This window comes from Actinacidiphila glaucinigra, from assembly GCF_035918135.1.
Taxonomy (GTDB): domain Bacteria; phylum Actinomycetota; class Actinomycetes; order Streptomycetales; family Streptomycetaceae; genus Actinacidiphila; species Actinacidiphila glaucinigra.
This window is the reverse complement of the sequence record NZ_CP109144.1, coordinates 7,992,033-8,013,250: the sequence shown is the minus strand read 5'-3', so window position 1 is coordinate 8,013,250 and position 21,218 is coordinate 7,992,033. Positions and strand designations below refer to the sequence as shown.

The 21,218-nt window shown below is 71.4% G+C and carries 22 protein-coding genes; 9 read left to right on the top strand and 13 right to left on the bottom strand.

The annotated features are described in order from the left end of the window. The first annotated feature begins 253 nt into the window (after positions 1–253). Together OIE69_RS36245 and OIE69_RS36240 are read left to right on the top strand one after the other, a co-directional pair. Positions 254–661 carry a YciI family protein gene (locus OIE69_RS36245; protein WP_326578730.1) on the top strand — a complete coding sequence of 136 codons (408 nt, stop codon included), beginning with the start codon at positions 254–256 and terminating at the stop codon, positions 659–661. 205 nt (positions 662–866) lie between these two features. Then, positions 867–1,076 (top strand): hypothetical protein, encoded by a 210-nt coding sequence (locus OIE69_RS36240; protein ID WP_089225975.1) that lies wholly within the window; start codon positions 867–869, stop codon positions 1,074–1,076. 79 nt (positions 1,077–1,155) lie between these two features. Here OIE69_RS36240 and OIE69_RS36235 read toward each other — a convergent pair whose 3' ends face one another. The 4 genes from OIE69_RS36235 to OIE69_RS36220 all read right to left on the bottom strand — a co-directional run bounded on the left by OIE69_RS36235 (position 1,156) and on the right by OIE69_RS36220 (position 3,590). Then, positions 1,156–1,500, bottom strand: a complete 345-nt coding sequence (locus OIE69_RS36235; protein ID WP_326578925.1) for a DUF6188 family protein — start codon at positions 1,498–1,500, stop codon at positions 1,156–1,158. 112 nt (positions 1,501–1,612) lie between these two features. Further along, on the bottom strand, positions 1,613–2,371 hold the full coding sequence (locus tag OIE69_RS36230) for a PIG-L family deacetylase (RefSeq protein ID WP_326578923.1): 759 nt from the start codon (positions 2,369–2,371) through the stop codon (positions 1,613–1,615). Between the two features lie 110 nt (positions 2,372–2,481). Further along, a complete protein-coding gene (locus OIE69_RS36225) occupies positions 2,482–2,994 on the bottom strand; it encodes a DUF6518 family protein (protein ID WP_326578921.1) in 513 nt (170 codons plus the stop codon). A gap of 152 nt (positions 2,995–3,146) precedes the next feature. After that, on the bottom strand, positions 3,147–3,590 hold the full coding sequence (locus OIE69_RS36220) for an SMI1/KNR4 family protein (RefSeq protein ID WP_326578919.1): 444 nt from the start codon (positions 3,588–3,590) through the stop codon (positions 3,147–3,149). Between the two features lie 75 nt (positions 3,591–3,665). Here OIE69_RS36220 and OIE69_RS36215 point away from each other — a divergent pair, with 75 nt between their 5' ends. Together OIE69_RS36215 and OIE69_RS36210 are read left to right on the top strand one after the other, a co-directional pair. Then, a complete protein-coding gene (locus tag OIE69_RS36215) occupies positions 3,666–4,055 on the top strand; it encodes a hypothetical protein (protein ID WP_326578918.1) in 390 nt (129 codons plus the stop codon). Between the two features lie 205 nt (positions 4,056–4,260). Then, on the top strand, positions 4,261–5,457 hold the full coding sequence (locus tag OIE69_RS36210; RefSeq protein ID WP_326578916.1) for a cytochrome P450: 1,197 nt from the start codon (positions 4,261–4,263) through the stop codon (positions 5,455–5,457). 77 nt (positions 5,458–5,534) lie between these two features. Here the strand turns inward: OIE69_RS36210 and OIE69_RS36205 are convergent, their stop codons facing one another. The 3 genes from OIE69_RS36205 to OIE69_RS36195 all read right to left on the bottom strand — a co-directional run bounded on the left by OIE69_RS36205 (position 5,535) and on the right by OIE69_RS36195 (position 13,145). Beyond that, positions 5,535–6,176, bottom strand: coding sequence for a hypothetical protein (locus OIE69_RS36205; RefSeq protein WP_326578914.1), 642 nt, complete (start codon positions 6,174–6,176; stop codon positions 5,535–5,537). Next, on the bottom strand, positions 6,176–9,793 hold the full coding sequence (locus OIE69_RS36200; RefSeq protein WP_326578912.1) for a S8 family peptidase: 3,618 nt from the start codon (positions 9,791–9,793) through the stop codon (positions 6,176–6,178). The genes OIE69_RS36205 and OIE69_RS36200 overlap by 1 nt, the downstream gene beginning before the upstream one ends. A gap of 418 nt (positions 9,794–10,211) precedes the next feature. After that, on the bottom strand, positions 10,212–13,145 hold the full coding sequence (locus tag OIE69_RS36195) for a helix-turn-helix transcriptional regulator (protein WP_326578909.1): 2,934 nt from the start codon (positions 13,143–13,145) through the stop codon (positions 10,212–10,214). A 330-nt stretch (positions 13,146–13,475) separates the two neighbouring features. On the opposite strand from OIE69_RS36195, the gene OIE69_RS36190 reads away from it, so the two are divergent. Next, entirely contained in the window at positions 13,476–13,853 is a 378-nt protein-coding gene (locus OIE69_RS36190) for a YidB family protein (protein WP_143681630.1), read from the top strand. Positions 13,854–14,094: 241 nt separating this feature from the next. Further along, complete coding sequence (locus tag OIE69_RS36185) at positions 14,095–14,790, top strand: type 1 glutamine amidotransferase domain-containing protein (protein ID WP_326578906.1); 696 nt, start codon at positions 14,095–14,097, stop codon at positions 14,788–14,790. A 105-nt stretch (positions 14,791–14,895) separates the two neighbouring features. Here OIE69_RS36185 and OIE69_RS36180 read toward each other — a convergent pair whose 3' ends face one another. Together OIE69_RS36180 and OIE69_RS36175 are read right to left on the bottom strand one after the other, a co-directional pair. Then, the gene (locus tag OIE69_RS36180; protein ID WP_326578904.1) at positions 14,896–15,297 is read right to left on the bottom strand and encodes a VOC family protein; all 402 of its coding nucleotides are present in this window, start codon (positions 15,295–15,297) and stop codon (positions 14,896–14,898) included. After that, on the bottom strand, positions 15,294–15,809 hold the full coding sequence (locus OIE69_RS36175; RefSeq protein WP_326578902.1) for a cupin domain-containing protein: 516 nt from the start codon (positions 15,807–15,809) through the stop codon (positions 15,294–15,296). The genes OIE69_RS36180 and OIE69_RS36175 overlap by 4 nt, the downstream gene beginning before the upstream one ends. 99 nt (positions 15,810–15,908) lie before the next feature. Here OIE69_RS36175 and OIE69_RS36170 point away from each other — a divergent pair, with 99 nt between their 5' ends. Then, a complete protein-coding gene (locus OIE69_RS36170) occupies positions 15,909–16,292 on the top strand; it encodes a VOC family protein (protein ID WP_326578900.1) in 384 nt (127 codons plus the stop codon). A 72-nt stretch (positions 16,293–16,364) separates the two neighbouring features. Here the strand turns inward: OIE69_RS36170 and OIE69_RS36165 are convergent, their stop codons facing one another. Beyond that, positions 16,365–16,913 (bottom strand): GNAT family N-acetyltransferase, encoded by a 549-nt coding sequence (locus OIE69_RS36165; protein ID WP_326578898.1) that lies wholly within the window; start codon positions 16,911–16,913, stop codon positions 16,365–16,367. A gap of 152 nt (positions 16,914–17,065) precedes the next feature. Next, entirely contained in the window at positions 17,066–17,815 is a 750-nt protein-coding gene (locus OIE69_RS36160; RefSeq protein WP_326578896.1) for a hypothetical protein, read from the bottom strand. 392 nt (positions 17,816–18,207) lie between these two features. Here OIE69_RS36160 and OIE69_RS36155 point away from each other — a divergent pair, with 392 nt between their 5' ends. Next, positions 18,208–18,585, top strand: coding sequence for a VOC family protein (locus OIE69_RS36155; protein ID WP_326578894.1), 378 nt, complete (start codon positions 18,208–18,210; stop codon positions 18,583–18,585). Between the two features lie 225 nt (positions 18,586–18,810). On the opposite strand, the gene OIE69_RS36150 is transcribed toward OIE69_RS36155, so the two are convergent. Further along, the gene (locus OIE69_RS36150) at positions 18,811–19,482 is read right to left on the bottom strand and encodes a DUF4097 family beta strand repeat-containing protein (RefSeq protein WP_326578892.1); all 672 of its coding nucleotides are present in this window, start codon (positions 19,480–19,482) and stop codon (positions 18,811–18,813) included. A gap of 704 nt (positions 19,483–20,186) precedes the next feature. On the opposite strand from OIE69_RS36150, the gene OIE69_RS36145 reads away from it, so the two are divergent. After that, positions 20,187–20,438: a hypothetical protein gene (locus OIE69_RS36145; protein ID WP_326578890.1), complete on the top strand. Its 252-nt coding sequence runs from the start codon at positions 20,187–20,189 to the stop codon at positions 20,436–20,438. A 53-nt stretch (positions 20,439–20,491) separates the two neighbouring features. Here the strand turns inward: OIE69_RS36145 and OIE69_RS36140 are convergent, their stop codons facing one another. Further along, on the bottom strand, positions 20,492–21,199 hold the full coding sequence (locus OIE69_RS36140) for a B3/B4 domain-containing protein (protein WP_326578888.1): 708 nt from the start codon (positions 21,197–21,199) through the stop codon (positions 20,492–20,494). Between the last annotated feature and the right edge of the window lie 19 nt (positions 21,200–21,218).

Genomic DNA, 21,218 nt, shown 5'->3' with positions numbered 1-21,218 from the left:
CGGCCACACCGGTTGGGAGGACCGGTCGCTTTCATCCTGGGTGACCCGGTCGGAGCCGCTACGGGCAGTGCGGCAGCCGGCGGCCTGTTCCGCTGCCCCCAGGGGCTCCGCCGCACAGCGGCGGAGGCATCGGACAGCCGCCCAGGAGAGCCCCGAAGAAATCCCGGGCGGCGATGTCGAGATCCCGCGGCCGGCTCCGTCCCCGTGGTGAAGGCGGCCACAATGGGCCGCACCGGCACCAAGGAGAGCCACGATGGCCAAGTACCTGCTGCTCAAGCACTACCGCGGCGCACCGGCGGCGGTGAACGACGCACCGATGGACCAGTGGACGCCCCAGGAGATCACCGACCACATCCAGTACATGCACGACTTCGCCGCCCGCCTGGAGAAGACCGGCGAGTTCGTCGACGGCCAGGCCCTCGCCCCCGAGGGCACCTGGGTCCGCTACGACGGCGAAGGCCGCCCACCCGTCACCGACGGCCCCTTCGCCGAGACCAAGGACCTCATCGCCGGCTGGATGGTCATCGACGTCGACACCCACCAACGCGCCCTCGAACTCGCCGCAGAACTCTCCGCCGCCCCCGGCGCCGGCGGCAGGCCCATCCACGAATGGCTCGAACTCCGCCCCTTCCTCACCACCCCGCCCACCATCACCGAATGAGCCGCAGCCCGAGGCCACCGGAGGCGCTCGCGCCCTCGTCCACCCCGCGGGGACGTCGCGGGCGGGGCCGCCCCGGGCTCTCTCGGTGGCACCGGACCGGCCTGCCGGCGGGCGGCACGTCCGCCCTGGCCGCGGGCACCTCGCGACTCTCGCGATCTTCTGCCCGGATGCGGGAACTCCCCTGCGGAAAGCGCACGTTGAGCGGATGACCACGGGCTCGCACCCCTGCACGGTGCTGCGGGCCCCCGGGACCGACACGGTCCGGGTCGACGGCCAGCGCATCGCGCGACAGTCAGGGAGGGTTCAGCACATGGACGACATCTTCGGGGAGATCGTCGAAGAGATCGTGGAGGAGACCGCCGAGGAGCTCGGCGGGGAGGTCGCCGAGGACATCGTCGAGGGACTCTTCGACTGACCGTGAATCCAACGGCTGCGGCGGCGGTCACTCCGCCGCCGCATGCCGGGCGCCGGGCCGACGGCGGCCCGTCGGCTCCTCATGCGCCCGGCGCGTGGCGTACGCCGAACTCCGCTTCCGCGCCGATCCACAGCAGCGAACCGGCGTCGAAGTCGACGACGAAGGAGCCGTCGGCTCTCACGTCGACGCGGGTGACCGACTGACCGAAGAGGTCGAGGACCGGGGCGAGGGCCGAACCCGTCCCAGGATGCATCTCGTGGTACTCGCCGTCGGTGTCCCGCAGGCGGAACTCCGTTTCCAGGACGAGTTCCGCGACGACGCCCGATCCCTGGCCCCCGCTCGCGGCGCCGAGGCGCAGACGCACCCGATCGTCGTACGCCGTGTCCTCCACCCGGCCGCCGACCAGCGCCTCGAGGTCCTTCACCGCTTGACTCCCCAAGCTTGACAACGTTGTCTCATCTCCTCCGGCTACTCACCGAATGTAGATGATAGATATCATCCACCGGTTCCTCAAGCCCACCCGCGGCAACTCGCTGTCAGGCGCTCAGTTCCGTCCCGGCGGCCGCCCCGGAGAAGGGGGCGTGCCGGACGTACCACTCGGTGGACAGCAGCCGCACCCGGACATCTGCGGGCAACCCGGCGATCAACCCCGGCAGGCCGCCGCGTTCGACCTCCGAACGGTGCGCCAGCACCGCCGCGGTCTTCTGCCTCATCCACGGGCGGACGTCGACGGTCGCGGTGACCTGTTCGTCCGGGACGCCGTACACCGCTCTGCGGGCGCCGATCACGTCCTTCAGCGCCGGCACGGCGGAGTGCGGGTGGGTCGCCAGATAGAGGGAACGCGGCTGCCAGGGAGGACCGGCCTCCGGGTAGAGCCGCCCGAGCGCGGCCGCCTGGGCGGCGAGCACGGTCACCCGATGGGTGTGCACGTGATCGGGGTGACCGGGCAGTCCTCCGTAGGCGTCATGGGTGACCACGACGTCGGGGCGGAACTCCCGGATGTGCGCCACCAGTCGGTGCATCACCTCGTCGAGCGGCGCGTCGCAGAACCTCGGTGCGCCCGGGGCCGACGAGGGCACCCGCGCATCGGCGTAGCCGAGCATCCGCGGCTCGCCGGCGCCGAGGATCCCCAGTGCGTCCGCCAGTTCCGCCGCCCGCACGGTGTCCGCGCCCCAGGTCGCCGTGACGACCGCGGTACGGGCGCCCGCGGACGCGTGACGGGCCAGCACTCCGCCGGCCGACAGCGACTCGTCGTCCGGGTGTGCGAAGACCCCGAGCAGGCTCGGCACGGGCATGGACAGACCGCCTTCCCTCGCGCTGCGGGCAGCGGCCGGCCGGGGCGGACGACTCCCGACGTCGCATGCGCGGCCACCACTTCACCCATTCCATGGATACTCCCAGGGCGTCACAGGAGCGCGCCGAGAACACACACCTCCGCGAGGTGGAAGAGCAGAGCCCCCACCGGCGTGAATACGGCGCACAGCCAGTAGCGGCGCACCCCGGCGCGAGCCAGGTAGACGGTCAGGAGGACGGTCGACACGGCGCCGACGGCCAGGAAGCCGGCCGCCTCTCCCCAGCAGTGGAGCGACAGGCCCAGCCAGAGGCCCTCCCCCGGCACCACCATGGCGATCACGGCCCCCGCCAGGGGGCGTGCGTCCCCGCGCCCGCGCCGCACCGTCCATCCGGCCCACCCCAGCAGCGGCCCTCCGGCCAGTCCCGTGGCACCCCACACGACGGCGGTTCCGAGCCCTCCGGCGCCGAAGGTGTCCCCGAGCGTGGATGCCGTGTAGTAACCGCCGCACGTGGCGAGCATCATCACCGCGCCGGCCCGGACGGCGACGGGCCGCAGACGCGTCAACGCGCCGGCCACGGCGGTCCAGATGATCCAGCTGGACGAGGAGTTGGTCGCCCGCTCCAACAGGGGTGTCGTGCCGTGCAGGCCGTAGGTGGCTCAGCCGAGCAGCACCCCGAAGATCACGGTCGCGGCCAGGACGACGCCGGTGCCGCCGCGACGGGACGCGAGTGCGATAGCCATGGGGCCGCACTATACATGCCGTCTATACACGCGATTTATAGTCGGGCGGGTACGACGGCTCGCGCAGGACGGTTCTCACGGCGATCCGGACTGCAGCGCCACGCGTCGGCAGGCCTCGTCCTCGTGGTGTGCCCGGCGCCCGAGACCAGCGCCACCGGGGTGGGCAGCCCCCATTCCCGGACCAGGTAGGGGCTGTCGAGCAGGGAGAGCGCTTCCCCTTGGCGGCCGATTCCCATGAGCGTCTCGAACGGGACGTGGTCGGCGCTCCACGAGTTCGGCCGGCCCGTGGGAAAGGCGTCCCGGTCGGCCGCGACCACGCCCCCGTTCTGGTGGCGGAGCAGGTCGAGCAGGGAACCGGGGAGCGTGACACGCAGCGCGCGTTCGGCCTCCGCGACGAGCCGGCCGGTCAGGGGCGGCTGCACCCCGTAGCGGTTCCCGGGGTCCCAGAGGGTGCGGCGAAGGTCCTCGAAACGTGCCATGGCCGGAATCGTAGGAGGTGCGCGCGGCGCCCCGCCGCGTGACCAAGAGCGGCGGCCTCCCAGTAAAGTCCTGGCATGCTGCTTTTCCACTTCACGCGGCCGGAGCGGTGGCCGCTGATCCTGGCAGACGCAGAGATCAAGGCCACCTGGTCGGCGGATCACGAGGACATGCCGGAGCTGGCGCGGACGGTGCACCTCACGTCCGATCCCAGCCCCGCCTCGCTCCCGGAACCCTTCCGGGACTGCACGGTGCGGTTCACCGTTGAGGTGCCAGCTCCGGAGGCGCAGCGATGGCACGCGTGGGCGGGCACCAGGCTGCCGGCCCAGACCGTCCACGTACTGACGGCGACGCACTTCGGCGAGCGGCCCGACGAGTGGTTCGTCGTGGAGCGGGCGATCCCGTCGTCGGAATGGGTGTCGGTCGTCGACCTGAAGGTGCAGAAGCCGCTGTGGCCGCAGCCGTAGGGCTCGTCAGGCGTCCGGGCCGAGTCCGGCCATAGGCCGTCTCCAGACCGCCGCCGTCCACGCGGGGCCCGCCCGGGAGACCAGAAAATTGACACGTCAAGCATTCACTGCTTGTCTTGGCAAGGAGTTTCGGTGCGTCCCCCCACCGCGCGCCCACCACGGCATTCCCGGCACTCCCCGGCGACGTCTACCCGAGGACAAGATCATGACCGAACGTATGACGCGTGGCTTCGTCGTCACGGACCGGGAACCCAGATGCCCGTTCGACCCGTCGTCGCGGCTCGCCGAGATCGGCCGGCAGGAGGAGCCGACCCGGGTCCCGATGTACGAGCCGCGGTTCGGGGACGCCGACGTGCTGGTCCTGTCGCGCTACGCGGACGTCCGCGCCGCGCTGGGCGATGCCCGGCTGCAGTACGGCCACCTCCCCCTGGCCGACGGGAGTCCGCGGACCTACATGCCGGGCTTCCTCCCCGACTTCCACGGCGCGGAGCACACCAGGCTGCGGCGCATGATCGCCGGGGCCTTCACGCCCAAGCGGGTCAAGGCGCTGCGCCCGATGGCCGAGCAGATCGTCTCCGAGCGTCTGGACTCCATGGAGGAGGCCGGGCCGGGCGTCGACCTCGTGGAGGCGTACGCCGTCTCGGTGCCCTCGATCGTGATCGGCGAACTGCTCGGCGTTCCCTCCTCGATGCACCGGGAGTTCCACAGCATCAGCGCGGGCGTCGTCAACTTCGCCAACTCCCCCGCCGAATACTTCGCCCTCCTCGGCAAGTTCGGCGAGTACATGACGAACCTCGTCGACGAGATCCGCCGGCGTCCCACCGAGGGCCTGATCAGCAGCCTGCTGCGGGAACGCCCCGGAGAGGTCGGCGACCAGGAGGTCATCGGCCTGTCCAGCGCCCTGGTCGTCGCGGGTCACGAGACGACCGCGTCGATGATCGGGGTGAGCGCGCTGGCGCTCATGCGGCAGCCCGACCAACTCGCCGTGCTCCTGGACGAGTCACGGTCCACCAGGGACGCCGTGGAGGAACTTCTGCGCTACATGAGCATCTCCGGCACGTTCCCCCGCGCGGCCTCCGAGGACCTCACGATCGGCACGGCGCAGGTGAAGGCCGGCGAGCGCGTGCTGGTGTCGCCGCTCACCGCGAACCGCGACCCGGAGCTCGTGCGGGACCCGGACCGGCTGGACCTGACCCGGGAGGCGGTCGCGCACATGGCGTTCGGTTTCGGGAGCCACCAGTGCCCCGGGCAGCACCTGGCGCGCCTGGAACTGGAACTGGCGCTTCCCGCCCTCTTCCGGCGCTTCCCCGGCCTGCGGCCCGCGGTCCCGGACGAGGAGCTGGTCTTCCACCGCGACGGCCCGAACGTGTACAGCCTGCAGGCCCTTCCCGTCGTGTGGTGAACCCGGACGGGAACGTGCTGACGGGGCGAGATCCGGTCTCGCCCCGTCAGCCTCTCAGCCGTGCCCGGCGGTTCCCGTCAGCGCAGCGTGTACGCGGTGGGGATCGTCTGCCGGACGGTGTTGCCCTTGCTGTCGGTCGCGCTGATCCTCAGTCCGACGCCCTTGGCGGCCTGGTCCCGCCGGGGGTTCTTGACCGTCGTGGTGAAGGTGTTCTTTCCGGTGGCCTTGGTGGTCGCCGGGCGCCAGCTCCTGCCCCCGTCGAAGGTGGTCTCCGCCTTCAGGGACGTCACCTTGGGCAGGGCGGTGAGGCTTTCCTGGTAGTAGCCGACGACGGAGATCTCGTGGCTCTCCCCGGCCTCGACGGTGTTGTCCAGGGCCAGATCGAAGTCGTAGCGCAGGAAGATCAACGGCTCCGGGCTGCAGGCCGCCGTGTTGCTGCCGACCACTTCGCCCATGCACGGGCTCAGCTCCGGGGCGTCGCCCTTGGCCGGCTTGGCGGAGGTGTACTGCCACACCGTCTTGACGCCGTCGGTCTCCGCCTCGAACGTGTACCGGGCCGACTTCGCCGGCAGGTCGTAGGAGACGAGGTCACCCCCCTTACAGCCGGACAGCGCCAGCGTCACCGCGGCTGCGAGCACCATGAGGGCCCCTCTGCGGCGCCGCGCCGACGGCACATCGGTGTTCATCGTGTCGGTCTCCTTGGCGGGTTCGAGTGCCATCACAGGGTCGAGTAGTTCTGGTCGGGGAGGTGCTCCGTGCGACGTTCGACCTCGTCACCGGACGCGTCCAGGAGTCTGAAGTCGCAGATGGAGTCGAGGTTCGTCACGGTGGGCGAGGCGACCGGCCCGCAGGCCGGGAGTTCGGCGAAGTCGTGCGAGATGAGCTCGTCGCCGACGATGCCGATCACCGCCTGGCGGCCGCCGCCGCTGCCCGTCAGGTAGATGCTGGGGTAGAAGGTGTCGCCCTGCCGGCACCCGGAGCACGGTCCGGTCTTGACCGTGAAGCCGGACTTGGTCCGCGCCTGCGGCGCGGCCCCCGGCACGGACGGCCCCGCGTTCCAGTGGATCCCGTCCCTGCCGGTGAGGACCATGTCGTTCAGCTCGGTGCGGTTGTGCTCCAGGAGGGAGTCCGCTCCGACGTCGGCCCAGGAGGCGGTGAACCGGCTGATCGCGTCGTCCTCCCGCTTGACGAATGCGGTCATGGTCTGCCGCGTGGCCGGGGACGGCAGCGCCACCTGTGAGGTGTCGGGGGTGGCCCGGAACTGCTGCATCCAGCTCAGCTGGTGGACCACACCGGGCCGTGCCGCGTGGAAGTGGAGGTCGACCCGGTCGAGGTCGCCCTTCCCGACCCGGTAGTCGTTCGCCCGGATCTGTCCGTCCTCGTGGTACCTGGCGGCGTACGCCCTCGGCACGACGCTGCCGCCGAGGCTGATCCTGACGTGCGACCGGTCGGCCTTGATCCGCTTGATCAGGGCCTCGGCCTCGCCGTAGGGCACGCTCACGAGGGGCAGCTTGGTGTACTGCTGGATCGCCGGGCAGCTCTGCGGCCCGTCCAGGCACTGGTCGAGCTCCGAGGGGCGGCCCAGCGAGGTGAGGCCCGGCGCCGCGACCAGCACGCCGACGGCGCCTGCGGCGGCAGCGGCCGCCACCCGCTCGTCCCGGAGCTTCGCGAAGTCGCAGGTGTCCTGACAGATGTCGGTCGGTGTCAGGAGGACGAGCTTGCCCCGGGCGTCGACGTCCGCGAGTTCGGCGGCGGACCCGGTGCCCGCGTGGACCACCTGCAGACGTCCCTCGACCGGCAGCCGGGGAACCGGGATCGCGCCCTCGCGGAAGCTCGGGTCGCCGTCCTCGTGCAGCCACATCTGCGTCTCGGTCAGCGCGGCGTCCGGGGTCGCGTAGCGGGCGGACAGGCCGAGGGGGGCACCGCCGCCCGCCGTCCGCATGGTGACGACGGGGGTCGTCCGTGAGCTGTAGAAGTCGTGGGTGAAGGTGCCCATGCTCACCTTGCCGGTGGGCAGCACCCACCAGTTCGGTTCGACGGCCTTGTAGCCGGCCGAGAGCGCCGTGAGCATCCCCCAAGCCCCGGTCGCCGAGACCCGGTTGACGGCATCGCTCGCCGTGTAGGTCTCGGTGGACTCCGGGTACTGGACGCGCAGGGGCTTGGCCTTGCGCAGGTCCAGCGTGACCGTGGTCGCCTTGGTGAGGCTCACCTCCGGTGCGATCGGTTCGGCCTGCTGCCACTCGCCCGCCGCGTTCCGCCAGCTGACCGGTGTCCGCACCGCATAGGTGCCGCGGAAGAGCTGCTCGGTCACGGTGTCCGCGCCGGTTTCGAAGACCTGGCCCGCGTGAAGATGGACTTGGTCGTCGACCGGCATGAAGGTGGCGGTGCCGTAACGGACGTCGGTGGCGCCCGTCGGGGGCACGACGTTCAGGGTCAGCGGGAACTTCTGGGCTTCGACGAAGGTGTGGATGCCCGAGCTCAGCCGTATCGCGCCCGAGTCGTCCCGGGCGCTCAGCAGCCCGTTGTAGCCGCCGTGGGCCCCGTCGGTGCCCAGCACGCTGCCGTCGAGCGTCACCGACACCTCGGCGGACCCGCCCGCGGGGACGACCACCTTGTCCGCGCTGAGGGTGAACAGGCCTGCCGCGGCGGGCTTCCCGTCGGCGAAGGAGACCGGCATCGTGAGGTGCAGCGTGGTCGCCTCGTCACCGCGGTTGGTGTACGTGATCTTCTTCGTCACCGCCGACTGCGGGTAGGCCAGGCGGCCGAAGTTCAGGTTCCCCTTCGGGACGATCCGCGGATTGGTCGCGGTCGCCAGGTCCACCAGGCCCCGGCCCTGGGCGTACATGTCGTGCCCCAGGTCGCTCGCGGTGTCCATCAGCAGCGCCTTGATCTGCTGACCGGTCAGCTCCGGGTGCTGCTGGGCCACGACGGCCGCGGCGCCGGCCACGTGCGGTGTGGCCATCGAGGTCCCGTCGGACGCGGTGTAGTACTGGTCCACCGGTGTGCCCATGGCCGTGCCGGCGGCGCGTGCCGCGACGATGCCGACGCCCGGGGCCGCGATGTCGGGCTTGGCTGCGCCGTCCCCGATCCGCGGTCCGCGGTTGGAGAACGTCGCCATCTCGCCGTTCTTGTCGACGGCCGCCACGGTCAGTGCGTCGTCGGCGGAACCCGGCGAGACGACCTTCTGGGCGACCAGGCCGGAGTTCCCGGCGGCGACCACGAACAGGGTCCCGGTGGCGCGGCTCAGCTCGTTGAGCGCCTGGCTCATCGGGTCGGTGCCGTCGGTGGGCTCACCACCGAGGCTCATGTTGACGACCTTGGCCCCCGAGTGGGCGGCCCAGTCCATGGCCGCGATGATCCCGTCGTCGGGGCACTGACCGTTGTCGTCGCAGACCTTGCCGACCAGGAGCTTGGCGCCGGGCGCGACGCCCTTGCGCAGCCCCTTGGACGCGGCGCCACTGCCCAGGACCGTGGACGCCACGTGGGTGCCGTGTCCGTGCCCGTCCTTGGTGCCCGAGGGACTCCCGGTGAAGTCGGCCTTCCCGGCGATGCTTCCGGAGACGTCCGGGTGGGTGGCGTCGATGCCGGTGTCCAGCACCGCGACGGTCACGCCGGTGCCGTCGTACCCGCGTTCCCAGGCGATCGGGGCGCCGATCTGCGGGACCGACTGCTCGAGGTCGACATGGGCCATGCCGTTGAGCCAGACCTTCTTGACCCCGGCCAGGGAACCGGCGGACCGGGCGGCGGCGGACGTGGAGGCCGTCTTGCCCCGTACCTCCTGCCACCACCGTCCGCCGTCGGCGATGTTCATCGAGCGGCCGTTGATGGACGGCAGTGCCCTGCCGCCCGAGGCCCCGGCGACCTTCCGCGACGTGTCGGCCCCGGCGGCGCCGGTGTAGGTGACGAGCACCGGCACCGCGTCGGCCCTGCCCGCCGCGACCAGCGTCACCAGCCGGCTCAGGTCGAAGAGCCCCCAGTCGAGGAGTCCCTTGCCGACCAGCGCGAGGGCATCGTCCGGCACGACGTACACCTTGCCCTGGCGGGTGATGGTGTGGAACACCACCGGGGGCCCGTCGGGCCGCGCCGCGCTCTCGGTGTCGCGGACGACCGGCCTGCCGTCGGCGTCGACGCCGACGTGCACCCTGTCGCCGGTGATCAGCGTGACCGGGACGGATCCGCCCGACGCGGAGACGACCCGCGCCAGTTCGCCCTCGGCGGTCGCCGTGGGCTTCTTGGTCTGTACGACTTCTGGACGCGACGTCTGCCGGTTCGGCTCGGCCGCCTGGGTCGCCGTGGTCGACGCGACCATCCCGAGGATGGTCAGGCCGACGGTCACCGCGCCCAGGCGTCCTCTGGGACGCCTCGTTTCCCTTCGCCTCATCTATTCGGTCTCCTGTGAGAGTGACAGTCGGGGAACTGCTGTCGGGATGCGCCCGGGGGCCGCCGCACGGCGGCGCCGGGCCTCCCTGCTAGAGCGGTTCGTACTCGCCGACGTCGTCGGCACCAGTGCCCGCGCTGTGGGTGGTCGCGGCGTCCGCCGGGTCGGGCGGTGGTCCGGCCGGCACCGGTTCGTCCGGGCAACGTGGCCCCTGTTCGGGCGGGTTGCCTTCCGGCGCGGGCGTCGGAGGTTCAGCGGGCAGCATGGTGACGAGTGTGGGATCGGGCGGGCTGCCGGCTCGATTGGTCAGATGCGGGATTTAATCCCGCCGCCCGCCCACGGGCTTTTCTTCGTGCCCGGCGACGGCGTGCGGAATTTACTCGTCGCCCGGAGGCGGTTGCCGCACCTCGCCGACGAGGCCCGACTCGACGACCCTCATCGCGAGCGCCGTACGCGACGTCACGTGCAGTTTGCGCATCGCCGACCTCACTTGACTGGCGACGGTCTGCGCCGACACCACCAGGGAGTCCGCGATCTGCCGGTTCGTCAGGCCCTCGACCAGCAGCCGGGCCACTTCCAGCTCGCGCGGTGAGAGCCGGTCGCCGTAGCCGGGTCGTCCCCGGCCACGCGTCGGCGCGGGGACGTCCCCTCCCCGCGCGCCGAGGAACCTGGTGATCCGGTCGGCGTCGTTGTGGGCGCCGAGTTCCGACAGCGCCCGCGCGACGTCGGACAGCACCGGCAGCCCGTCCTCCTCCCGGCCGTCGGCGAGCAGGCAGAGGGCGTGACGCTCCCGGGCGAGCAGGGCGTCGTACGGGCGCGGCAGCGCCTCCCACGCGGCGGCCGCCCGGGCGAACAGCGTCGCGGCGTCCGCGAAGCGGCCCTCGGCCTCCGCCAGGATCGCGCGGCACAACACCAAGGACGCCTGCGGCGCCGGGGCGTCCCTGTCGCCCAGGGCCCCTTCGAAGGTGTCGACCAGGTCCGCGGCGCGGCCGATCCGGCCGGCGGCGACCAGGGCCGCGATGCGGGCGGGGGCGAAGTCGACGGCCCGGGACCAGATTCCGCCGCCGACGGCGATCTCGGCCGGCTGGTCGGTGAGGCGGAGCGCCTCGTCGACGTCGCCCTCACGCAGGCACAACCGGGCCAGCGCGGCCGCGGCTTCGATACGTTGCTGGTCGTCGCGCCCGGCGAAGCGCAGCCGCTCCCGCGCTGTCCCCAGGTCACCGGCGGCGGCCTGCATCAGACCGGCCACCAGGGCCGCCTCGCACCGGTCCTTCAGCCGTACCCCGCTGTCGTCGTCGAGCAGGCGCGCCGTCCGATCGGCGAGACCCGGCCAGGCGCCGGTGAACCAGTCGAGGTGGGCCCGGGAGGAGGCGATGCTGTCGAGGTAGTCCAGGAGCTGATGGTGCTCGGCGAGTGCCTGGGCCTTGGCCAGTCGTGCCCTCGCCTCGTCGTACCGTCCCCATCGCATCGCCTCCTCGCCGACGTTCGTGTGGCCGATCGCGACGATGGACGCCTCCCGCGGGTCGGAGACGTCGTCGGGGATCCGCCGGGCCGCCTCCCAGCCGGCCTCCTCGCCGAGCATGAGCAGTGCGAAGGCGCGTTCCACCGACAGGCGCAGGCGGTCGAGGGAGGCCATCGACCGGTCCGGGGGCGGTGCCTCCTGCAGCCATCGCAGGTGTTCCGCCACCGGCCGCGCGTTTCCCAGGGGCAGGGCGAGCAGGATGCGGGCGCGTGCCGCCTCCGGCGAGTCCGGGGGGAGATGCGGCACCGCGGTGAGGATCTCCCCGCGGCCCGCCTCGATCTCGCCCGCCACCATGAGCACCCGGCCGATCTGGAAGCGGACGAGGGCCTGTTGAGGGAGCGTCAGCACCTGGCCGCCGAGGGCCGACCGGAGCGATTCGATGATCTGCGAGTGCGGATCGGAGCCGGACAGCGCCTGGAACTGGATCTTCGTCACGAGGCGTACCAGGGCCTCGGCCGGGAGGGCGAAGGTGGTGACCAGGCTGTGCATCAGCAGCGCGGAGGTCGCCACGTCCCCGGCCTGGACGCAGAGGTCGGCCGCCTGCTCGGTGTACCGGCACGCGGCCTCGGCGTCACCGGCCAGGCGGAAGTGCCGGGCCAGCTGGGCCACGGGCGGCTGCGGCCACCGCTCCAGCGCCCTGCCCGCCCGCAGGTGCATGGCACGCCGCTCCTCGGCCGGGATGGCGTCGTACACGGCGTGGCAGGCCAGCGAATGGCGGAACGACCATTGCCCGGGCCTGCCCTCGCGCAGCAGCCCGCCGTCGAGCACTTCGGCCGCCTGCGCGGCGAACCGCTCCTCGGGCAGGCCGCTGACCGCGCGCAGGGTCGTGTAGTCGGCCGGGCCGGACACCACCGACACCGCGTACAGGACGGTGCGGGTGTCGGGCCCGACCCGCCCGACGCGTTCGAGCATGGCGTCGCGGATCGTGGGCGGGACGTCGATGCGGTCCAGCCGCCGACGCGCCCATCCGCCGTCCTGGCGGATCAGGTCGGCCCGGTCGTGCATCAGCCGCACCGACTCCTCAACCGCCAGCGGTACGCCCTCGGTGCGTGCGTGCAGGAAGTCCGCGAACTCGGTGGAGACGTGCCCGCCGGCCAGCATCGACGAGACGAACGCGGCGGTCTCGCCGACGTCCAGCGGATCCAGCGTCAGCCTGACCAGGTGCGCGTCGGCCGGGGGCCGGGAGAGCAGCCGCAACAGCAGTGAATCGGGCGGTACTTCGTCCCGCCGGCAGGTGAGCACCACACTCACCGGCTGGGGCCGGCGGGAGACCAGGAACAGCAGGAACTCGAGGGTCGCCTCGTCCGCCCAGTGGACGTCCTCCAGTGCGAGGACCGCCACGTCGAGCCGGCCGAGGACTTCGACGAAGGCGCGGAACAGCCGGTGCCTGGCCGCGGTGGCGTCCTCCAGCGGTTCCGGGGCGGGGGGCAGGTCGTCGGCCCACTCGGGGAACAGCGGCCGCAGCGCGCCGCCCAGCCCGCTCAACCGCAGCCCGACAACGTTGTCGACACCGTCACGCACCGCGTCCACGACCGCCCCGAGCGTGTACGGCACCCGCAACTCCGGGCAGGCCCCGACCAGGGCGCGCCGGCCCCGCTCCGCCTGGGACGCCAGGAACTCGCGCAGCAGCCGGGTCTTGCCGATGCCCGCCTCACCGTCGAGCAGGACCACCGCGGGGGTCTGCCCGAGCGCCGTTCCGAGTGCGTTCAACTCCCGGTCCCGGCCGACGAACCGCGGCGCGGACAGCGCCGGGAGCCGGTCGGCATCGGTACCGGCCCGTCCAACCACCGCCGTACCCCCTCGGTCGACCACCGCAACGTCAGTGCTGACCCTATCCGCGGGAGATCATTTGGGTGGCGGCAACGACTCGGACAGTTGAACGACGGGAGATCCCGCGGGCCCCGCGCCAGGGCGCCTCCCGACATCCGCGTCACCCGTTCGGCCTAATCGGCACGGCGGCCCGGGGCAGCTCGTGCTGGCCTGGAAGGGGGTGTACGAGCGAGGCGACACCACGTGCGACCTGCGACAACAGCATGTCGGCCGTCCCCTGGGCCGACCGGCGCGGGATCCCATCGCGCCGCGCGTCGCCCGCACTGACCACAACCACGGGAGTGACCCATGGCTGACCCCACCAGGAGCAGCGGCGGCGGCATGATGGACGAGCTGCAAGCGCTGCTCGAAGGTGCGACGAAGCTCCTGAACGACAGCGGCCTGAAGGGCATCGTCGACTCATGGCTCGGCAACGGCCCCAACGAGCCGGTGACGACGAGGCAGATCGAGGACGCGTTCGGCGCCGACAAGGTGGCCGAGGCGAGCAAGCAGGCGGGCGTGAAGCCCGATGCGCTCGCCGCGGAGCTGCCCGAGGTCATCGACAAGGCATCGCCCGACGGGAAGATCGACATCCGCAGTAGCAGCATCGAGCCGTCCTCCATCGACGCCCGCAAGGAGTCGCTCATCGACGTGCTGGGCCACACCATCGACACCCGCCGCGGTTGACCGCCGGAGCGAACAGTCGGAGGGCCGGCGTCGCCAGTGGCGCCGGCCTCTCCGTCGCCGGGCGCCGGCACCCCGATCACACACCGGACCACGCCGGAGACGACGCACACCCCTCGCGGCACGGCGATCGGCCACGTCGTCGAGCATCGGAACGTCACCCGAATGCGAGGGAGGGTGGGAGCAATTAGCCTGAAAAACATGGAGTCCCCGAACTTCGGGTGGGACGAGGAGGCGACTCGCCGTGGCGAAAGTGCTGTTCATCGTGAGCGGGGCCACGTACTGGGTGCTGAAGGACGGCACCAGGTACGCGACGGGCTACTGGGCCGAGGAGTTCGCGAGTCCCTACAAGCTGCTGACGGACGCCGGCCACGATGTGGTGGTGGCGACTCCCGGCGGCGTCACTCCGAACGTCGACATGATGAGCCTGCGTCCCTCGATGGCCGGCGGTGAGGACGGAGCCCTGGAGCTCGAGAGGATCATCCGGTCGGCAGAGGTGATGCGGCGACCCCTGAAGCTCTCGGACGTCCGGCTCGAGGACTACGACGCGGTGTATCTCCCCGGTGGCCACGGCCCGATGTCGGACCTGGCCTTCGACGCCGACGCGGGCCGCCTGCTGACGGCGCAACTCGCCTCGGGCAACCCGCTCTTCATCGTCTGCCACGCCCCCGCCGCGATCCTGGCCACCAGGATCCACGGCGTGTCCCCCTTCAAGGGCTACCGGGTCACCGGCTTCTCGAACGAGGAGGAGGAAGCCGTCGGACTGGCTCCCCTGGCGACCTGGCTGCTGGAGACGGACCTTAAGGAGAAGGTCGAAGTCGACTACAGCCGCGGCCCGATGTGGGAGCCGTACATGGTCGAGGACCGCAACCTCGTCACCGGGCAGAACCCGGCTTCCGCGGCAGTGCTGGGCAACCGGATGCTCGAAATCCTCACATAGGCCTGAGGCATCGCGCCAGGACGCGCACCGCGAACATCACGCGGTGGCGTCCTGGCTTGCCCGCCCCGCCGCCTCCGTGACCCTGCCCGTCGGCGGCGGCGGACCTCAGGCGTTCCAGGAGCGCGAGCAGAGCACCAGGCGGTAGCCGTCCGGATCGGCGACGGTGACGCCGTGCTGGTCCCAGTAGGGGTTGTGCGCCGCGGTGCGGGTGCCGCCCGCGGCGACGAGCCGGTCGACGAGGGCGTCGTCGACCGGGGCACCGAGATAGAGGACGAACAGGTCGTCCACTGTGGGTGTGGGCTCCAGCGGCCGCTCGGGGTCGCGCGTGAGCTCGAAGTGCCAGGAGCCGCCCGGGAGCCCGAGCATCACCAGATCGTGCTCGCCGGAGACGCGCTCGGTCGTGCGCCACAGCACTTCGAGACCGAGGCCCTCGACGTAGAAGCGCTCGGCGGCCGCGAGGTCCCGGGAGGGGCGGGCGACCCGGATGCGGGTGTCGGGGGTGATCACGCCAGGTCCTCCAGCGTCGCGCGCCAGATCGGGCTGTCGACGTAGTGATTGTCGAAGCGCTCCGAGGTCTCGGCGAGTCGGCTCGGGGACTCCTCACCGCGGGTGACCTGTCCCAGCAGGCGCAGGTAGTCGAAGCGGTCCATGCCTGGCGTGAAGACGCACAGGACGTCGGCGCCCGAGCCCGGGGCGGCGCGGAAGGCGTGCGGGGTGCCCGGCGGCACGGCGAGGAAGTCGCCCTGGTGCAGGACGGTCACTTCCTCGCCGAGCAACACCTGGAGCGAGCCGCTCAGAACGAAGAACATTTCCCAGGCGTGCGTGTGAAAGTGGGCAGGCGCGCCGGGCGCACGCTCGACGAAGGTCGAGCGGTAGCTGGTGAACGCGCCTTCGGTCCGGGCCGAATCGGCGAAGAGTGACATCACGGCACTGGGGTCGGCGCAGGTCTCGGCCTCCCCCCGGCGCGTGAGTATCGTCCCCGTGGTGGTGTGGCCGTCAAGGCCGTGATCCAAGGTCATGATCGCGACCCTACCGATCGGGTACGACAAGTCGGCGGCAGCGGCGGCGCCTGCGACATGTGGTCACCCGGCACACGGTGCCTGCCTACACTGCGGGGCATGGCATGCCGTATCAGTGAACTGGTCATCGACGCCTCCGACCCCGACAGGCTCGCCGCGTTCTGGAGCGAGGTCCTCGGCTACGTGGAACTCGGCCGGGAGGACGACGGGAGCATCGAGATCGGGCCGCCCGACGCCGGGTTCGGCGGTCCGCAGCCCACTCTCGTCCTCAGCCCCAGCAGCGACCCCCGGGCGGCGAAGCTCCCCCTGCACTTCGACGTCAACGCCACCGACCGCGACCAGGACGCCGAGTTGGAGCGGCTGCTCGCCCTCGGCGCCCGGCACGCCGACGTAGGACAGAGCGGCACAGAGAACTGGTACGTCCTGGCCGACCCGGAAGGCAACGAATTCTGCCTCCTGCGCCGGCGCCTGCAGCCCCTCTGATCCCCGTGCGCTCTGGCCTCACCGCCCGTCCAAGGCCCTTGGCGGCGACGCCGCGCGCCGCGGGAGACGTGCCTAGACCTCGGGAAGGGAGGGATCGGGCGTCCAGGGAGTGGGGGCGGTGATGGACCAGCGTTCGTGGTCGCGCCAGGCACCGTTGATGTACAGGTAGTCGGCCGACAGACCTTCGTAACGAAAGCCCAGGCGCTGGGCCAAGGCCGAAGACGCCTTGTTCCCCGGCTGGATGTTCGCCTCCAGCCGGTGGAGCCGCAGGTCGTCGAAGGCATGCCGCAGGACGGCGGTGAGCCCTTCGGTCATGTAACCGCGTCCCGCGGACGGGGCGAAAGCCGCATAGCCGAGGGACGCGCCCTGGTAGCGGCCCCGGATGATCGAGTTGATGTTGACCGTGCCGGCAGCCTCACCGGTCTCCAGGACGCGGATCAGATAGCCCCGGTTGGTGCCGTCGTTGAAGCGGTGCATCCAGTTCCGGAACGCCTCCGCGGTCGCGGGCAGTTGCATGTACGGCGAATGGAGCTCGCTGCTGGCTCTCACGAGCGAGCAGAACTCATCCTGGTCGGCGAGGGTGAGCGGGCACAGTTCGACCCGTGACGGCGTAGGGGGCATGGGCCAATGCTAGGTGATCTCTCACATGAGGAGGGGTGGTCGGGATGGGGCCTGGCTTCTGCCCCGTGCAGGCATCGACGTCGGTCGACCCCCTGCGACATCGGCATTTGCCGTGACGGGTGGGGACGTCGGGGAACGTTCGGCGAGGTGCGTCAGGTGCGCTTCTCCGAGGCGGTGCGGAACCGCAGGGCGAGCTCGGCGGCCTCGGAGAGGCTCTTCTCGTCCAGCAGCATCACAAGGCCCGATGTGCCGCCGTCGGTCCACGCGCACACGGTCGGACGTCCCGCGATCGACGTCATGAAGCCACAGCTCAACCGGCCGCCCCAGGGCCCCGCCTCGAAGGCGGTGACCTCGGTCGCCCTCGCTCCGGCGAAGGCGTTGCGCAGCTCCTGCCCCATCGTGTCCGAGCGCTTCTCCTCGGCCAGCCCCGTGTCCCATTCGACGGCGTTGATCTGGAGCAGGGCGCCCACCGGCCCCTCACCGGGACCGTCGTAGAACCAGCGCTTGGCCGAGGTCGCCCTGCCGGTGGCCGGCCCGCCGAACTCGGCGACCTCCGCGCCGGTGAGCAGCCGGTACGCGCCGACGCGCGGGGCGGCGTCGATGACGCGTTCTCGGACGACGGGGGCCGCGTAGGCGGCAGGAGGCTCTCCCTCGTAGGTGGACGCCCGCACCAGACCCGCGGCGGCAACGACCAGCAGTACGCCGCGAACGATGTTGCCTCTGCGTACGGCCTGCGCACCGGCCCGCTCGGCGTCGACCGCACCGCCCGGCACCGGACCGCGGCGCCAGGTCCGGGTGGCGAACCAGATGGCGGCCATGGCCCCGGCGGTGAAGAGGAGCGCCGCCACCGACTGGCCGGCGGCATAGCTCTCCGAGGTGGTGTCGATGGACAACATGATCATGCCAGGATCCTAGGCGGACTCGCATACGCGTTCGCATCGGAGGGGAGTCACGATCACGCATCGACGGACCCGCCCAGGCGGGCCGCGCCGGAGGCCCGTCGGGCCTGACCGCGCCGGCACCTCCTGCCGGCACGCCGTGCGGCTTCACGTCTCGCGTCGGCTCGTCCAGTCCTCTTCGTGACCCGGCTCGGGCAGGACCTGGCCGGCCTCGACGGCGGGAACGCGCGGGACCGTCCTGGATCACCGCCAGGATGCGGTGCTCGGGTATCCCTGCGATGCGGCGAGCGGTCACCGAGAGTTCGACCGCCAAGTGGTGGAGCCGAAAAGATCTTTTCCGTGCCTGCCTCCTCCGGTACGGTCGCGGGGTTGTTCACCGACTGGGAGGTTTCCTCATGGCATGTCGTATCGGTGAGCTCGTGCTCGGTTGCCGAGACCCCGAACTGCTGGCGCGGTTCTGGTGCGAGGTCCTGGACTACGTCGTGGTCGGCCGCGAGGAGGGCTGCGTCGAGATCGGAACCCCCGAAGGCTTCGGCGGTCCGCAGCCGACGATCTTCTTCAGCGTCAGGGAGCAGCCGGAGCCGGGGAAGTCCCGGCTGCACATCGACCTCAACCCCACCGACCGCGACCAGGACGCCGAGCTCGAACGCCTCCTGAAGCTCGGTGCGCGCCGGGCCGACATCGGCCAGACCGGGGACGAGCAGTGGCACGTTCTGGCCGACCCCGAAGGCAATGAGTTCTGCTTGCTGAAGGCCCGCATCAACCCGCTCTGACCTGCGTCGGCCGCGCCGCGATCACCGGCTCCCGCACGTGACGTGATCCGCCGGCAGGACCTCCGCGACACGAACGGGGCGGCGCACTCCGACACATGTCGGTGTACGCCGCCCTCGGGTGGGGCGAGTTGCGGGAGGTGGCCCGCGTCGTCATCGCGGTGGCAGGCGGAGACCGGTCACCGTGATGGCCGGGTCGGTCATGAGGGATCCTCCTGCTCCGAGCCGTTACAGGCTGCGGGCGGTGATGTCGCCGTAGGCCGTGGTCGCGTGGATGTCCAGGCCGGCGTCGGCTCCGTCGGTGTTCTTGAGCGCGTTGTGGATCCGGCCGTACGAGGTGGCGGCGTCAAGGGTCGCGGAGACCCCGCGGGCGGCGCCGACCGAGATCTCGCCGTGCTCGGTGCGCAGTGTGACGGTGCCGCGTACCGCCTCGGCGATTCGCAGGTCGCCCTTCTGGGTGGTGATCTCCGCGGGTCCGCCCAGGCGGCCGACCGACACGTCGCCGGCGAGGACGACGATGCGGGCGGTCTCGGCCTCGTCGAGCTTGACCGTGGCCTGCTGACCCTCCAGGACGACGTCGCCGAGCCGTCCCACGCCGCGCAGTTCGGCGAGGGCGGCCTTCGCCTCGACGCGGGAGCCGGCGGGCAACTGGACCGTCACCTCGATGGACCCGGACGAGCCGAGGATCCGGCTCTTCACCGCCGGAACCTCGATCCGCAGGACGCCGTCCGCGTAGCCGACCTCGGTCTGCTCCGCCGTCTTCACGTCACGGCTCTTCGAGGCGTCCGCGGGCAGGACCTCGACGGTGGCGTCGGCCCGGTCGGCGGCGATGAACCGGATGCGTCCGGCGGGGACGTCGAGGACGACCGAAACGGGGGCGGGGGTGTCGAACTTCTGCATCGTGTTCTCCTTCGTCTGCATCGGGCGCTCTGACGTCCCGGTGTTTCTGATAATGGAAACGCTACGTTGCATTCGAAGATGTGGCAACGACGTTGTTGCACAACTCGACTATCACTGCAGCTCATGGCTGGAAAATCGTTGCAATGGACGTGAAGGCAATGCAACAACCTCAAGCCGGATGTTGCAATGAATGGCGAATGAACGCTACAGCCGGCACGTCATCGAGCCCATGCCGGCGATCCGGACGGCACCCGACGTCGCCCGGGGAGGCTCCGCCCCCGATCCGAGGACCGCGCCGGGCGGTGCCCACGTGGGGATGGCCGGATCCGCCCGGGAGGGCTGCCCGGTCCCGGCAGCGGCCGACCGTGATGGGCTCCGACCCGATCGGTGGCCTCCCAGGCCGGCTCGACCAGTCTGAACATGTTGCTGAGCCTCCGCCTGCGCGCCGAAGCGGAGAAGGGCACGCTCGAACTCACCGGCTCGCGGCACCAAGCGGAGCGTCCTCGCCCTGACGGGGACGCGGGACCTGTTCCGCATCCTTCCCCGCGTTCCGCCGGTGGCTCCCGGCAGCGTCGTCGGCGCCTGCTGCTGAGCCCTCACCGTCACCGCTCCTGCGGCTCAGGGGCAGGTTTTTGCGCCGAATGCGGCTTACGAGCAGAAATCGATCTTCCCTCGGGTTAGGCTCCCCACAAGCAACGTTCAACATGCCGACCAGCGAACGCGGAGCGCTGACCATGCCCGAGACCCGCCTCAAGTGCCGCAACGCCTCCTCGGCCGCCGCTGTCGTGGCGGCCGGTGCCGAACCGGGCGACCCGCAGCACACCGTCCGGCAGGACGGCCGCCATGTCGTCATCGCCTACGCGAGCACACGCTGGCCCTTCGACGTCGCCGAGTGGGCCGCCCTCGAGGGCCACGCCAGCGACAAGTCCGCGGCCCGGGTCATGACCGCGCTCTAGGCCATCCGTACAGGCGCCCGGCCTCGGCACGGCTCGGGCCCGCCCGAGGCCACCTATGCGGAGACCTGCGGTTGTGCCGCGCCGAGGTACTGCACGGCGGTTCCTCCGGCGTGGGGCGCGAGCAGTCCCCGCAGTTCGTCCGCCGCGACTTCGAGGAGGTCGCCGTCCCGGGACGCATGGAGGGTCTCGAGGATGAAGGCGACCCTCGTGGAGTCCTCGGTGACGCGGGTGCGGTGGGCGTCCCGGTGGTTCCAGTGGCGTGTCAGGACGTGGGCGCCGTCGGCGTAGATGATCTCGCCCGGCTTGGGGTGCTCGACGGTGTCCGGTTCGCCGAGCGGGGTGAAGGTCTCGGTGCCGTCGGCGTGGCGGATGACGACGTCGCCGGTGACGTTGTCCAGGTCGAAGGCTCCGGCGGGCAGGCCGTGGTGGACGGAGACGGCGTTGTACGAGTCGACGGCCGGGTTGATGCGGGGCAGGACGCCGCGCTTGGCGAGGCGGCGGCCGAGCGCGTCGACGCTGGGGCGGATGCGGCGGGGGTTGGTGCCGAACGAGCGGTAGGCGGTGTGCCAGGCATCGATGCGGGGGTCGGTCTCGTCGGCCGGGTGCCAGGTGCCGTCGGCGAGACGCTGCTCCAGGTCCTCCAGGGCCGCGGTGGACTGGGGCCAGGGTTCGTGGCCGCGCAGGCCGGTGGCGGTGACCAGGGCGATGAGGGTGTCGGGGAAGGCGTCGGCGACGGCGGGGGCGAGACTGAAGGTGGGCATGGTCGGGGCTTCCGTTTCC